A 14,567-nucleotide genomic window follows, 5' to 3' on the forward strand; every position below is an offset into this window, starting at 1 on the left:
ATTATATTAAATTTTCTAACAAACATATATTTAAAAATTTGGAACTTCAAAGAAAAAAGCCACCAATCATGGTAGCTTTATTTTTTACGTGACTTTTTTTGCTGTGATAGTTTTTGTTTAAGAATTATTTCCAATAATTCCAATCCAGTTCCTTCCAAGTAAACTTATGGAACCAATTCACCACTAAACGCGGTGTCCTTTTCTGCCCGATTCCTGTTTCAATAAAGTGATTGCGAATTATATATCCCAATATTTCACATCTAAAACTATGAGTCTTAAAACTTTCATCACATTGCTTTTTAGCTATTTTATTAAAAATATCTAGATTATACATTGTTTCCCCTATTCATTGGAAATAAAAAAATCGTACCTCACAGTACGACCAATGAAATAATTAATACAACAACTTCTCCATCTCTTCTTTCGGCAAGTCAGAAGCTTTGGATAACGTTTCTATATCTGCAATACCCAGGCTAAACAACTTCCGAATCATTTCAAGTTTACCTTCATCTTTCCCACGAGCTTCCACCTTCTCGATCATTTCATCCAGAGTGCGTTCAAGATTATGTCTCATCCCCAACCTCCTACTATGACAATATGCTTTTCACGTCATCTTCAAACGCTTTCGCTTGCGAGCAAATATGCTTTACTGTCTCCCACTCCTCAATTACTTTTGGAATAAGCTCACGTTGGTATATCTTCTTATTTTTATAAGGCTTATCATTGCTCTTTCTCTTTAACAAGCGATGTGGTCGGTTATATCCTTGCTTACTAATTTCCATGTCAGGCTTATGAAAGCATTCCAGAAAAACACTTGCTTCGGGGTTATGTAAAGGTGTCTGAGGATCAAAGGCACATAAAATCCACGCTTCTACATTGTCACAAGGAATACAGTATACAACGTTTGCAGGGATATCTTTCACCTGTAACCATTCATTTATCTTGCTTCTTAAATTTTGTACTGTGCCATTAATAGGAGGACAAGGAGCTAAACAATTCACCTCGTCTTCTCTTGCTATGTCCCCGTCAACATGCACGACCAACAAATCAATGGTTGGACTTGTAGAAGTTAAAAATGAAGACATACCAGAAAAGTGTTCAGCAATCTCTCTACACCAACTTATAACACCTTTCCAGCCACCGCCATGCTGTCCAGCTCCTCCATCTGTGCCAAAACCTTCTGTTTCTGACATTTCAGGCTGTAATGTTAAAAACAGATGGTCACCAGGAATAAATTCACTAATAAGCGCTTCTATCATTTCTGCGTCTCTTGGTCCTTCGGCAACAATCCCAATTGTTAAACGTCCCATATGTTCGGCACACCACCTAAACGCCCCATTACCCACAAACGAGATAAGCTATATCCCTGTTTCCCCATCTCTAACAGTTCATCTGTAACGGTAATACGTGTAACCTGCGTATGTCCTTTTATATTTCGATTTACAGAAAAAAGACGAATCCGCTCGTCTCTTAAATTAAGTCCATCAAGAGTAGTTGGATTATGCGTCGTGATAAAGGCAATTTTTCCGCTCTCAATCACTTGCTGACTAAACTGTTTTGTCACTGCTCTTGCCAGCCTTGGATTTAATGCCTGGTCAAAGTTATCAATTGCAAACATTTTCGAGGAAGATGCATGCATTGCTAGTGTTAGTAGAAAAAGTACATATAGCGATCCTTCACTGGCATCGTAAGGAGTAAGTTCATTCCTTTTTTCATTCATATAGGCATCGGTAAATCGGATAATCTTTTGTGTAGTAGGTACACTCGGTGATAGAATTTCTCTGTTGGGTTTACCAATGCTCAAGTCGCCTACCCAATCTAATAACTCGTATAGCTCATCCAATTCTAGATTTCCGAACTTTTCCTCATCTAGATTTAGCAAATCTTCTACTGCCTCAGATAATCGCCCGCCAAATAACCCAACTGGCTCACGTTGTGACGAGTCACTCTGAATGCCGCGTAAGGTGCTTGTATTTGGCGTATAAATCGCATAGTGACTAAACGTATTGTATAAATCTTTTACCTGATAAACGGGATTATTTTCAATATGGATTCCCTGTAAAAAGTTTAATAATCCTTTATAGCTATCGACTTCTACTTCAGGGAAATTTTCTATTTTATGTTTTGTGTTTCCTGAGCGTCCGAAAATACTTTTATTCCCCTTGTGAAGCTTTTCCGCATGGTACTGCCATGCTGGTTTTGGTTTATCAATCGGATTGCTTAGATGAACATTGTACTTCCAATCACCATACGGATTTTCCCAATCTATCCCTAATTGAATGGTTAAAGGAATCTTATGGTTTCGAAAAGAAGATTTATATAGTGACGGAGTACCCAGACGTACTCCTCTTTGCTGTAAGCTAGCATCATCTACACTTCCAGCCATTGCCGCACTCAACACACCGATTGCTTCAAGCAATGCGCTTTTTCCGCTTCCGTTCGCACCAATAAATACATTGACCATTCCAGGTTCAAAATCAACGTCCCATAGTGATTTAAAGTTTTTAAAATGGAGTCGAAAACTCATATTATTTATCACCTTCATAATTAAAGTCGGATCTATGTATTCTTTATTGTAGACAAGGAATAACAATTAAAGTCAAACCTTCGTTCATTATACGCTACCTTATGTATCCTTCTCTACAAAACGTAAAAAACCTGCCGATTCCGACAGGTTTCCTTGTGTGCTTCAAACTACATCAGGTTGCTGATATGATTGCGGACAGTTTTCTCACTGATAAACAATTGCTGCGCGATTTCCTTCGTTGTCTTGTCTAGTACTAGAAGTTCAAATACCTCTCGTTCCCGGTTGGTCAACAGTGGCTTGGCTTTCTGTTCGTTATTCAAAAGTGCTACCCCTCCTTGGCCTGGGCTCTCAAGTGCAAGGCTAGGGATACAGTCACCATAGTCTATGACCCGGAAAGATAGGTGGTTCAGGGAAGCGGGAAATTTGGGCCTGCGACACATTATATTCGCTCCGCGTTTTCCCTGTTCATTTACCTGTAAAAAATTTGCTCGTCTACCGTACGCTTCCCTAAGGATTTTTTAATAGGCATTTCCCCTTTTAGAGGAGGCACAAAACTTTCCATTTCCTTTACGCAGGATAAAAATAGGAACGGTGGGAAAAAGGGCTTGTAATTCCTTCTGGTAATCGGAGCGTAGAACAAAAATCCAGCGCACCCGATGCAAACTAAGCGCTGGTACGCCGATTTCATGTCGACTGATTTGCCACATAGGAAGCGGTACACTCCGGAATGCAAATACGACATCACCGAACCCGAAACACGCTTTTAAGCAATCCTGCAGACCGTAATCATGCCGTCGATATTCGAGCAAATGTACAGGCTCTAAACCGAAACGCTCAATCAGATGTTTTCGATCTTCGGACTGCTCTTTCGTTCTATGGCCCGTACTTTGCCGCGACGATAGCACGGGATACTGTATGTACAGATACGTAAGGGGAATGCCGTGGAAAAACATGGACTTATCCAATCAGCTCCATTTGCTCGAATAAAGCAATGCTTTCACGTGCCTTTTCAGGAATTGGTACGCTTCGTCTTGTTTTCTTATCCAAAAGTACGATTGTTCCTCTCCCCGTTGCCACGAGTCTATTCTTCTCTTCTGCAATTAGACAGTATTCCAGCTCCAGGGAGCTATTGCCGAGCCGTGCTACTCGTACGCCCAACCGCAGCGTCTCCCTAAAGAACGCTTCGCTATGGTAATGGCAGGCAATATCCGCAACTACCACCATTAAGTCCGCATCATAGTCCAGCACCAGATCACCGAAGCCGAGGTTATCAAAATATTCAACCCGTCCCTGCTCGAAATAAATCAGGTGACTGGTATTATTCAGATGACCGGACATGTCGGTCTCACAATAACGAATCGTAATCTTGGTCATAAAATGAAATTTCTCCAGCCATTCCTCCAAGCTTGGCTGTATATATGTGGCTCTTGCCATATTTTCTCCACTCCCTGCTTTTTACTTGCTGTTCTTATTCTGTTATTATTTTAACAAATTATTCTATCATGACAAAAGCTCCCCCGCTTAAGGGAAGCTTTTTATGCTGATCTGTCTATGCATTTATTGATGTAATACCGGAGGCCCGCTATCAAATGCGCACTCTTCAATTTCAAAGCCGAGGTCTTCAATCATCTCATGATCCCACTGCGTTTTCTGACCATCTGTTGTCAGATAGTCACCAACGAAAATCGAATTGGCAGCATAGAGGCCCATCGGCTGTAGATGACGGAGATTCACTTCTCGTCCGCCTGAAATACGAATTTCTTTCGTCGGGTTGATGTAGCGGAACAGCGCAAGCGCTTTAAGACACTTCATGGCGCCGATTTTTTTCATTGATCCCAGCGGCGTACCCGGAATAGCATTCAGGAAGTTGACCGGGATCGAATCAGCATCGATCTCATACAGCGCATATGCCATCTCGACAATCTCTTCGTCGCTTTCCCCCATCCCCAGGATGACGCCGGAACAAGGAGACATTCCCGCTTCTTTGACGGCATTCAATGTAGCAATGCGGTCATCATATGTATGAGTGGATGTTATGTTGGCATGATTGCTCGCTGATGTATTAATGTTGTGGTTGAAGCGGTCAACGCCGGCCTCTTTAAGCCGAACTGCCTGTTCAGGAGTGATAAGCCCCAGACAAGCGCAGATTTTCATATTGTGCTGTTCTTTGATTTCACGAACTGCTTCAATCACGTTATCCACTTCTTTATCCGTCGGACGTCGTCCACTCATGACGATACAGTATGTACCTGCCTTCGCTTCTTTCGCTTTCGATGCACCATCTACTAGCACATCTTTAGAAAGCTGCGGATATTTCTCAATCGGCGCGGTCGAAACGATAGACTGCGAACAGTAGCCGCAATCCTCCGGACAGAGACCGCTTTTTGCGTTAATAATCATGTTTAACTTCACTTTATTTCCGTAATAATGGCTGCGGATACGATACGCACCCTGAAGCAGCGTCAGCACTTCCGTGTCCGGCGCTTGTAAAATAGTCAATGCCTCTTCTTTCGTTAACTTCTTCCCTGCCAGTACTTCCTCTGCAAGCGCTACCCAATCCGTCTTCGGCTTTGTTTCCAACACAGGTGTCAGCATAGCTCCTCCTTATTTGTAAACTATTTTTTATTAATAGTTAACATTAATTATAAGAAGAGAAAGATTAATATGTCAACCAAATTCGAAAAATCAGGTAACAAATTTAAATGAATTCCTTTTTCTTCGTTTGGTTTTCCGTTGCCAAGATGCAACACTGCCGCTAAGTTGCCGGAAAAAGAACTTCAGAAAAAGAAATTCATTTAACTTGCTATGTTTCCTATCCTTAAAGAAGTGCATAGAAAAACAGCACCCTGCCGAATCTGCAGGGTGCCGCCGTGTATCCGCAATTAGCTGCGGAAGAAATTCTTGATAGCGTATACTGTCGTCGCGCGGTTCATCGCCGCAATGGACGTTGTAAGCGGAATGCCTTTCGGGCAGGACTGCACGCAGTTTTGCGAGTTACCGCAATCGGTAATACCGCCTTCACCCATTAAGCCTTCCAGACGCTCTTCAGCGTTCATTTTACCAGTCGGATGCTCATTGAACAGACGTGCCTGGGAGATAGCAAATGCGCCGATGAACGGAGACTTGTCGTTCACATTCGGACACGCTTCCAGGCACACGCCGCAGGTCATGCAGCGGGAAAGCTCATATGCCCACTGGCGATCCACTTCCGGCATACGCGGACCCGGTCCAAGGTCATGCGTGCCGTCGATCGGAATCCACGCTTTTACGCGTTTCAATGCATCGAACATGCGGCTACGGTCAACAGCCAGGTCACGCTGTACCGGGAATGTATTCATCGGTTCCAGACGAATCGGCTGCTCCAGTTTATCGACCAGTGCTGTACAAGATTGACGCGGCTTGCCGTTAATTACCATAGAACAAGCGCCGCAAACCTCTTCCAGACAGTTCATTTCCCAGACGATCGGTGCGACCCGCTTACCGTCTGCCGTTACCGGGTTACGCTGAATTTCCATGAGGCAACCGATAATGTTGAGATTTGGACGATAAGGAATCTTGAATTCCTGTTTATATGGTGTTCCATCAGGACTATCCTGACGGGTAATAATCAAGTGAACCGTTTTTTGTTGTTCAGCCATGTCTCTTCACCCCTCTTTTTTCTACTACTTCTTCTCAGCTACTGTGCTCTTCTTCGAGTAGTCACGTTTACGAGGCTTAATCAGCGAAACATCGACATCTTCATACGAAATCTTCGGCGCATTCGTTGCCGGGTCGAAGTTCGCCATTGTCGTCTTCAGGAAGTTCTCGTCATCACGTTCCGGGAACTCCGGCTTATAGTGCGCGCCACGGCTTTCGTTACGCTCAAGCGCACCGATCGTGATTACACGGGCAAGCACAAGCATGTTCCACAGTTGACGCGTAAAGGAAGCACCGGCATTGCTCCATTTGGACGTATCATTGATGTTAATGTTTTGATAACGCTCCATAAGCTCCTGAATCTTCTCATCCGTTTGCTTCAGCTTATCGTTATAACGAACAACCGTTACGTTGTCAGTCATCCACTCGCCAAGCTCACGGTGAATCTTATATGCATTTTCCGTACCGCTTGTCATATTTGTGATGCGGTCGTATTTCTCTTGTTCTTTCTTCACTTGCGCATCGAATATAGTAGAAGAAACATCTTCAGCAGACTTGTTCAAGCCTTTGATGTATTCGATTGCTTTCGGACCCGCTACCATACCGCCGTATACCGCGGACAGCAGAGAGTTCGCACCCAGACGGTTTGCGCCGTGCTGTGAGTAATCACACTCACCCGCAGCAAACAGGCCAGGAATTTGCGTCATTTGGTTATAGTCAACCCACAGACCGCCCATGGAATAGTGAACAGCAGGGAAGATTTTCATCGGAACTTTGCGCGGATCGTCGCCGACGAATTTCTCGTAAATCTCGATGATACCGCCCAATTTGATATCCAGCTCATGCGGATCTTTGTGGGACAGGTCGAGATATACCATGTTTTCGCCGTTTATGCCAAGCTTCTGGTTAACACAAACGTCGAAAATCTCACGGGTCGCGATGTCACGCGGTACAAGGTTTCCGTAAGCCGGATATTTCTCTTCAAGGAAGTACCAGGGTTTACCGTCTTTATATGTCCATACGCGTCCACCTTCACCGCGGGCAGATTCGGACATCAGACGAAGCTTGTCATCTCCTGGAATCGCAGTCGGGTGAATCTGGATGAATTCTCCATTTGCGTAAGCCGCGCCCTGCTGGTATACAGCAGAAGCAGCCGTTGCCGTATTAATAACAGAGTTCGTAGACTTACCAAAGATAATACCAGGGCCACCTGTCGCAAGAATAACGGCGTCCGCTTTGAAAGATTTGATTTCCATTGAACGCAGGTTCTGTGCAGTAATGCCGCGGCATACACCGTCTTCGTCAATAACGGCGGACAAGAATTCCCATCCTTCGTATTTCGTAACAAGACCGTTTACTTCCCAGCGGCGAACCTGCTCGTCCAATGCGTATAGGAGCTGCTGACCCGTGGTGGCGCCGGCGAATGCCGTACGGTGATGCTGTGTACCCCCGAAGCGGCGGAAGTCAATCAAACCTTCCGGCGTACGGTTAAACATAACGCCCATGCGGTCAAACATATAGATAATGCCCGGTGCGGCATCGCACATCGCTTTTACCGGCGGTTGGTTTGCAAGGAAGTCCCCGCCATATACCGTATCGTCAAAGTGGATCCACGGAGAATCCCCTTCACCCTTCGTATTTACCGCTCCGTTAATACCGCCCTGCGCACAAACAGAGTGAGAGCGTTTTACAGGAACAAGAGAAAACAACTCAACCGGGTAGCCGGCTTCAGCGGCTTTGATTGTGGACATTAATCCTGCCAGACCGCCACCAACTACGATAATTTTACCTTTACTCATGCTCTAACCCCCTATTTTTGGACTGCTTGTGCTACATCAACGGGATTCGCAAATGAGAACAGAGCAAGCAATCCCATTGCCGACATTAACACGAACACAGCCATGGTTACATATGTAGAGATGCGCTGCGCACGGGGACCAACTGTAATACCCCAGCTTACAGCAAAGCTCCACAGACCGTTTGCAAAGTGGAATGTTGCGGACAGAAGACCAATAATATAGAATGCCAGCATGAATGGGTTATCTAAAATTTCGTTCATCAATGTGAACAGGCCAGTCGCTTCCACATTTCCGATTACCATTTGCATTTTTGTTTCCCATACATGCCATGTAATGAAAATGAGCGTGATAACACCTGTTACACGCTGCAGCATGAACATTACATTACGGAAATAGCCATAGTTACCCACGTTATTCTTCGCCTGAAATGCAATGTACAGTCCGTAAATGCCATGATACAGAATGGGCAAGAAAATAAAGAGGATTTCGATGAGGGCCAGGAACGGAAGCCCTTCCATAATCTCAACGCGCTCAAGAAAAGCTTCTTCACCGCGCGTTGCATAATAGTTCGTTAGCAAGTGGACGAATAAGAATCCCCCGATGGGTACAACGCCTAGCAGGGAATGTAGTTTACGGTTAAAAAAATGCCGATGATTCATCATTGCATAAATTCCCCCTTTCACAAGGATCCGCTACAATTTTTCTAGTCTGACACTTTTTTCACAAAAACGTTTAACACACCCAATTTCTCTCCGACTTCTCTACAGTTCTCTCGAAACACCCCTACCACTTCATTTTTCTCTCTAAACTCCCCCTTTATCCGCTCTACTCTACATGCATGACATGAAGAAAAGCTTCCCAAGGAAGCCTTAAAAATAAATGAAGACTTTGTGACAAATTCATTTTACTCCGTCAAAGAGACAGCGTCAAGGAAAGCGACGGACAAATTGTCGAAATTCGCCGATACCAAAATGATTATCTTGATGCTGCCGATTGTTTAAAAATACCGGTATTATATTTTTCAATAAACTGTTCTACCAGTGGACCGATCTTTACGAACTCCACAAGGAACCCGTCATGACCGTAAATGGATTCAACAAAGTGATATTCCACTTCTTTGTGCGAGGCTTTCAGCATCTCCACTACTTCTTCCTGATGATCGGCAGGATACAGCAAGTCATTCGAAATAGCGATGGAAAGCACCCTGGCCTGAATCCGTTCCAGCGCCGCTTTAATACCTCCGCGTCCTCGCCCGATATCGTGCGAGTCCATTGCTTTCAATAAATACAGGTAACTGTTGGCATCAAACCGCTCGACCAGCTTTTGCCCTTGATAACGGAGGTAGCTCTCGATGTTGAATGTGGAATCAAACTGGGTTACATCCCGTTCGTCTTTCAAACGCCGGCCGAAACGATACTCAAACAAATCAGCCGTACGATACGTAATCATTCCTAACATACGGGCAATCGACAATCCGTTGACCGGTCCTTTCCCCGGGTAATAATGTCCTCTCTTCCACTCCGGATCGGACAGAATGGCCTGCCGTCCCACATCATTGTATGCAATGGCGATCGCAGACAGCCGGGCCGATGTAGCAATAGGCAGGACAAGATGCATCATCTCCGGGTACATAACCGCCCATTCGTAAGCCTGCATTCCGCCCATTGAGCCTCCGACAACGGCAAACAATTTATCTATCCCTAAACGCTTCACCATTAGATACTGCAGCTGTACCATATCCCGTATGGTGACTACCGGAAAATCCGCGCCATATGGCCTCCCGGTCTCCGGGTTAAGGGAAGCAGGACCTGTCGTACCGGAACATCCGCCTAATACGTTCGACGTCACCACAAAGTATTTATTCGTATCAATATAGCGTCCGGGACCGATAAGGCCTTCCCACCATCCCGGCTGTTCTTCATCTCCGACTGCGCATGCGTCACCGGTAAGCGCATGACAAACGAGGATCGCATTCGTCTTCTCCTCATTCAGCGTTCCGCTCGTCTCAAATGCCACTTCAACCTGTCTCAGCGTATCACCGCACTCCAGTTTTATTTCGTCTATCACCATCTTCTGTATCATGCGCTCGTCACTCCCTTCTGCTCTTTTTCTCTCCGCACCATACCGTAGCGGCGAACCAACTTATAAAAAATGCCTCTTCCTTATAAGGAAGAGGCGTTCATAGCTCATCGTCCTCCCCTTATCTTCCAGAACGTTTAAACCGTTCTGCTGGAATTGGCACCTCATCCGCACACATGCACGGGGTTGCCGGGCTTCATCGGGCCAGTCCCTCCGCCTCTCTTGATAAGAGCTATCTTATTGTATTCCGTCTTTCTGCGAGTTAGTTCAATACTACGTTTTTTACTGACTAATGTCAATATTGACAAAAAGAAAGTTCGTTTTGTAAACTCAGTATTATAATAGGTTAACATAAGACAAGGAGAAAGCTCATGCGAAACGAAAACATGAAAATGATGATTCTTTCGGCCTTATTCTGCGCACTAACAGCGGTTTTTGCTCAGATTTCTTTTTCATTTATTCCGCAGGTTCCTTTTACTCTCCAGAATTTTGCTATCGCGCTTACCGCTATCATTCTAGGAAGACGCTATGGAACCATCGCTGTTCTGCTCTATCTACTGCTCGGTGCTGTAGGCGCACCGGTGTTTGCCCAATTTTCCGGCGGGTTCGGCATCATTGTTGGCAAAACAGGCGGATACTTAATCGGATATGTTATAGCCGTGTTCGTCATGGGTACGTTGCTTAAAAACAAGGATATCACATTTTTCCGCGCGCTGCTTGCGAATGTAGTCGGATTGGCCATCATCTATGCATGCGGTGTCACTCAGTTAAAATTCGTACTGAGCCTACCGTGGAACCAGGCATTTGCTTTCGGTATGGGGCTGTTCGTACTGCCTGACCTGGTTAAGATTGCGGTCGCTTCCTATATCGGAGTGCTTGTCCGCCGACGTCTCGCTGCGGCAGGTCTTCTTCCGGCCTCCCTTCGCAAAAGCCACATCACCGCATAATGATCCGTTACGTCAAAAAAGAGCCCGGCCGTTCAAAAGACGGCGAGCTCTTTTTTATGTTTGTTATACTCCATATACCATGGCAGCTTCTTTGGCATCAAGTCCAAAGGACGTATGAAGGCTGCGTACCGCCGCTTCCATCTGAGCCAGCGGAATGACGCAAGAAACTTTAATCTCGGATGTAGACACCATCTTAATCTCCACGCCTGCCTCAGCCAGACAGGTAAACATCCGGGCTGCCACACCCGGATTCGTAATCATGCCGGCTCCGACAATCGAGACTTTGGCCAGGTCTTCCTCTGCCACCGCATACCCAAACTCAAGTTCTTCCCTATGCTTAAGCAAAACATCCAGCGTCCGTTTTACTTCCTCACCGCTTACAGAAAACGATACATTCGTTGTATTAGCTTCATAAGCACTTTGTACGATAACATCTACATTAATATGCTCTTCCGCCAGTGTGGCGAATAGTCTGGACATTGCATTCAATTTGGCCGGCATATCGGCTACCGTAATTTTCGCCACGCTTTTATCGTGAGCAATTCCGCTAACAACCAACCCTTGCTCCATATTCGATTCCTCCCCAATCATGGTTCCTTCTTCTGTGCCAAAGCTTGAGCGAACGGTTAAAGAGACACGATGCTGCTTTGCGCATTCCACCGCACGGGGATGGAGAACCCCGGCTCCAAGCGTCGCCAGCTCAAGCATTTCATCATAAGAGATATAGGGCAGTTTCCTTGCAGAAGAAACAATGCGTGGATCTGCTGTATATACACCGTCCACATCAGTATAAATCTCGCATCTATCCGCCTGAAGCGCTGCTGCCAGCGCCACTGCCGTCGTATCCGAACCGCCCCGCCCAAGCGTCGTAATTTGCCCGTCAGAGGAAATACCCTGGAATCCAGCGACAATAACTACCTTCCCTTTGGCGAGCGCATCTCGAAGCGGTGTCGGATCAATCTGCGTAATACGCGCCTTCGTATGGACCTCTTCCGTTGTAATACCGGCCTGCCAGCCGGTCATTGATACGGCACTCTGCCCCAACTCCTGTAAGGCCATGGTCAGCAACGCAATAGATACCTGTTCTCCGGTCGTCAGCAGCATATCCATCTCACGCGGATCCGGCTCACCGGTAATTTGCCTGGCCATATCCACCAGAACATCCGTAGACTTTCCCATGGCCGAAACAACAACCACCACCTGATGTCCGGACTGTACAGTGGATAAAACGCGGCGGGCCACCGCCTGAATCCGTTCAATCGTGCCAACGGATGTACCGCCGAATTTTTGTACGATAAGACTCATCTCTCGTGTCCTCCTCGAACTTTTCATTCTTTTTCTCTTTGTTTCGAATGCCCCGCACGTTTGAGAGGGCCAGAGGTCATGTCGCTGAAAATAAAAAAGACAACAGAGGCGTTCGCCTTATCTGTTGTCTGTATATATCCAGATCAAATACAGCTAACGCTCACTTCCCAATTCCCTGTGCGAGATAGTACTCCACCGGCTATCCGGGATGATAGTCCGGTGACAGTCCTGCACTTATTCAATGCAGACCCAACGACAGGCGGCGAGATCCGTTCTGTCATTTCGGCGAATTCCCCTTTCATCCGCTTTCTCAGGACTCTCGCTCCTCCAGCGGGGTACTCATGGTCTTCGCTCCTCTACCTCACCTTGTTCAGTGAGGCGTTGATGATTTGAATATTTAATTTTCGTATATGGTATCACATGCCAACTGGAAAGGCAACCGTTTTATTCGGATTTATCGGCTGCGGCTTCCGTATTTTCACGCAGATATTCAAGAATTTGCCGCGCCAGTTTGTCACCGATCCCGAGATTACGATACTCGTCTACCGTCGCTTCCCTCATTTTTTTAATGGATCCGAAATGCTTCAGGAGCATTTTCTTTCGCTTTTCTCCAACCCCCGGAATTTCATCAAGTTTCGACTGAAACATTGTCTTGCTGCGCGTGTTGCGGTGGAATGTAATCGCGAATCGGTGCACTTCATCTTGAATACGCTGCAGAAGATAGAATTCGTTGCTGTCCCGCTTTAAATCGACAGGAATAGGCGGGTTACCGACCAGAAGCTGTGCGGTCCGGTGCTTTTCGTCTTTGGCCAATCCACATACAGGGATAAAAAGCCCAAGTTCATTTTCCAATATATCAACCGCTGCCGCAATTTGGCCTTTTCCTCCGTCAATAATGATAAGGTTGGGCAACTCCAATCCTTCTTTCAGCACACGCGTGTAACGGCGGCGAACTACCTCTTTCATGGTGGAATAATCATCCGGCCCGCTCACTGTGTTCACTTTGTATTTACGGTATTCTTTCTTATCCGGCTTGCCATCAGTAAATACAACCATCGCCGAAACGGGGTCCACCCCTTGAATGTTCGAATTATCAAACGCTTCAATCCGCTTCGGATAGCCGATGCCAAGCGCTTCACCAAGCTTTTGCACCGCCTGGATCGTGCGGGCTTCGTCGCGTGCCATAAGGGCAAACTTCTCTTCTAAGGCGATACGTGCGTTTTCTTTCGCCATATCTACCAGCTGCTTTTTCGGTCCGCGCTGCGGAACGAGCAATTTGGTTTCAATCGCTTCTTCGAGTCCATCCGTTCCCTCGCTCACAGGCAGCAGCACTTCCTTTGGACGGATATGCTCCTTAAGATAAAACTGGACAACATAAGAAATGAAATCTTCATTCTCTTCTCCGTAGAAGGGAAAAGATGCCACATTCCGCTCGATCATCTTCCCCTGGCGAATATGGAATACCTGTACGCTCATCCAGCCTTTGTCGGTATGATAGCCCCAGGCGTCTCGATCAACGTTGTCGCTGAACGTAACTTTCTGCTTTTCCATAATGGCTTCAATATACTGAATCTGATCACGCAGTTCCTTGGCACGCTCAAACTCAAGGTTTTCCGCCGCCGCCTCCATCTGCCGCTTCAATGTTTGCTTAATCTCCCCGTAATTTCCGTTTAAAAAACGGGAGATTTCTTCAATCATGCCTTCGTACTGTTTTGAGTCTACTTCATATTCACACGGAGCGAGACACTGACCCATATGGTAGTACAGGCAAACACTTTTCGGCATATTTTTGCACTTGCGCAGCGGATAGAGCCGATCCAGAAGCTTCTTCGTCTCCTGGGCCGCTCCTGCATTGGCATACGGTCCGAAATACTTGCCGCCGTCTTTTACAACTTTGCGGGTAATTTCAAGACGCGGATGTTCTTCATTCGTAATTTTAATGTACGGGTACGTTTTGTCGTCTTTGAGCAAAACGTTGTAGCGAGGATCATGCTTCTTAATCAAGTTGCACTCCAGCAAAAGCGCTTCGACCGGCGAGGATGTAACAATGTATTCGAAATCAGCGATCTCCTGGACGAGACGCTGCGTTTTACCGTCATGACTGCCCGTAAAATAAGAGCGGACACGATTTTTTAATACTTTGGCTTTGCCGACATAGATGACTTCTCCGGCCGCGTTCTTCATCAAATAGCACCCCGGCTTGTCCGGCAAAAGGCTTAACTTTTCTTTTAGCGTATCCATTCTGTATACCTCCTTTCTTTTTCTGTGAAAATC

The 14,567-nt window shown here is 46.0% G+C and carries 13 protein-coding genes, 1 pseudogene and 2 riboswitches; of the genes and pseudogenes, 1 reads left to right on the forward strand and 13 read right to left on the reverse strand.

Annotated elements, in window-relative coordinates; all coding sequences use genetic code 11:
* Nucleotides 1-394: 394 nt before the first annotated feature.
* The 11 genes and pseudogenes from ADA01nite_RS19550 to metX all read right to left on the reverse strand — a co-directional run bounded on the left by ADA01nite_RS19550 (nucleotide 395) and on the right by metX (nucleotide 10,044).
* The gene (locus tag ADA01nite_RS19550; protein WP_146812112.1) at nucleotides 395-574 is read right to left on the reverse strand and encodes a hypothetical protein; all 180 of its coding nucleotides are present in this window, start codon (nucleotides 572-574) and stop codon (nucleotides 395-397) included.
* Between the two features lie 13 nt (nucleotides 575-587).
* Nucleotides 588-1,310, reverse strand: coding sequence for a hypothetical protein (locus ADA01nite_RS19555; RefSeq protein WP_146812113.1), 723 nt, complete (start codon nucleotides 1,308-1,310; stop codon nucleotides 588-590).
* Nucleotides 1,298-2,527 (reverse strand): AAA family ATPase, encoded by a 1,230-nt coding sequence (locus tag ADA01nite_RS19560; protein ID WP_146812114.1) that lies wholly within the window; start codon nucleotides 2,525-2,527, stop codon nucleotides 1,298-1,300. Before ADA01nite_RS19560 ends, ADA01nite_RS19555 begins: the two co-directional genes overlap by 13 nt.
* Before the next feature lie 170 nt (nucleotides 2,528-2,697).
* Nucleotides 2,698-2,847 (reverse strand): annotated as a pseudogene (locus tag ADA01nite_RS19565) (LuxR C-terminal-related transcriptional regulator); the annotation flags it as partial.
* A 198-nt stretch (nucleotides 2,848-3,045) separates the two neighbouring features.
* Nucleotides 3,046-3,492 (reverse strand): hypothetical protein, encoded by a 447-nt coding sequence (locus tag ADA01nite_RS19570; RefSeq protein ID WP_146812116.1) that lies wholly within the window; start codon nucleotides 3,490-3,492, stop codon nucleotides 3,046-3,048.
* Nucleotides 3,485-3,961 (reverse strand): acyl-CoA thioesterase, encoded by a 477-nt coding sequence (locus tag ADA01nite_RS19575; RefSeq protein ID WP_146812117.1) that lies wholly within the window; start codon nucleotides 3,959-3,961, stop codon nucleotides 3,485-3,487. The genes ADA01nite_RS19570 and ADA01nite_RS19575 overlap by 8 nt, the downstream gene beginning before the upstream one ends.
* A gap of 123 nt (nucleotides 3,962-4,084) precedes the next feature.
* Nucleotides 4,085-5,122 carry a biotin synthase BioB gene (gene bioB / locus ADA01nite_RS19580; protein ID WP_146812118.1) on the reverse strand — a complete coding sequence of 346 codons (1,038 nt, stop codon included), beginning with the start codon at nucleotides 5,120-5,122 and terminating at the stop codon, nucleotides 4,085-4,087.
* A 287-nt stretch (nucleotides 5,123-5,409) separates the two neighbouring features.
* Entirely contained in the window at nucleotides 5,410-6,165 is a 756-nt protein-coding gene (gene sdhB / locus ADA01nite_RS19585) for a succinate dehydrogenase iron-sulfur subunit (protein ID WP_146812119.1), read from the reverse strand.
* Between the two features lie 24 nt (nucleotides 6,166-6,189).
* Complete coding sequence (sdhA, locus tag ADA01nite_RS19590; RefSeq protein ID WP_146812120.1) at nucleotides 6,190-7,962, reverse strand: succinate dehydrogenase flavoprotein subunit; 1,773 nt, start codon at nucleotides 7,960-7,962, stop codon at nucleotides 6,190-6,192.
* An 11-nt stretch (nucleotides 7,963-7,973) separates the two neighbouring features.
* A complete protein-coding gene (locus ADA01nite_RS19595) occupies nucleotides 7,974-8,624 on the reverse strand; it encodes a succinate dehydrogenase cytochrome b558 subunit (RefSeq protein WP_146812121.1) in 651 nt (216 codons plus the stop codon).
* Between the two features lie 313 nt (nucleotides 8,625-8,937).
* A complete protein-coding gene (gene metX / locus ADA01nite_RS19600; protein WP_146812122.1) occupies nucleotides 8,938-10,044 on the reverse strand; it encodes a homoserine O-acetyltransferase MetX in 1,107 nt (368 codons plus the stop codon).
* A gap of 115 nt (nucleotides 10,045-10,159) precedes the next feature.
* A riboswitch (SAM riboswitch) is annotated at nucleotides 10,160-10,273 on the reverse strand.
* Between the two features lie 139 nt (nucleotides 10,274-10,412).
* On the opposite strand from metX, the gene ADA01nite_RS19605 reads away from it, so the two are divergent.
* Nucleotides 10,413-10,988 carry a biotin transporter BioY gene (locus ADA01nite_RS19605; RefSeq protein ID WP_146812123.1) on the forward strand — a complete coding sequence of 192 codons (576 nt, stop codon included), beginning with the start codon at nucleotides 10,413-10,415 and terminating at the stop codon, nucleotides 10,986-10,988.
* 63 nt (nucleotides 10,989-11,051) lie between these two features.
* On the opposite strand, the gene ADA01nite_RS19610 is transcribed toward ADA01nite_RS19605, so the two are convergent.
* On the reverse strand, nucleotides 11,052-12,293 hold the full coding sequence (locus ADA01nite_RS19610) for an aspartate kinase (protein WP_146812124.1): 1,242 nt from the start codon (nucleotides 12,291-12,293) through the stop codon (nucleotides 11,052-11,054).
* Nucleotides 12,294-12,470: 177 nt separating this feature from the next.
* Nucleotides 12,471-12,660, reverse strand: a riboswitch (Lysine riboswitch).
* Nucleotides 12,661-12,737: 77 nt separating this feature from the next.
* Nucleotides 12,738-14,534: an excinuclease ABC subunit UvrC gene (uvrC, locus tag ADA01nite_RS19615; protein WP_146812125.1), complete on the reverse strand. Its 1,797-nt coding sequence runs from the start codon at nucleotides 14,532-14,534 to the stop codon at nucleotides 12,738-12,740.
* Nucleotides 14,535-14,567 lie beyond the last annotated feature (33 nt).

This window comes from Aneurinibacillus danicus (assembly GCF_007991215.1).
Taxonomy (GTDB): domain Bacteria; phylum Bacillota; class Bacilli; order Aneurinibacillales; family Aneurinibacillaceae; genus Aneurinibacillus; species Aneurinibacillus danicus.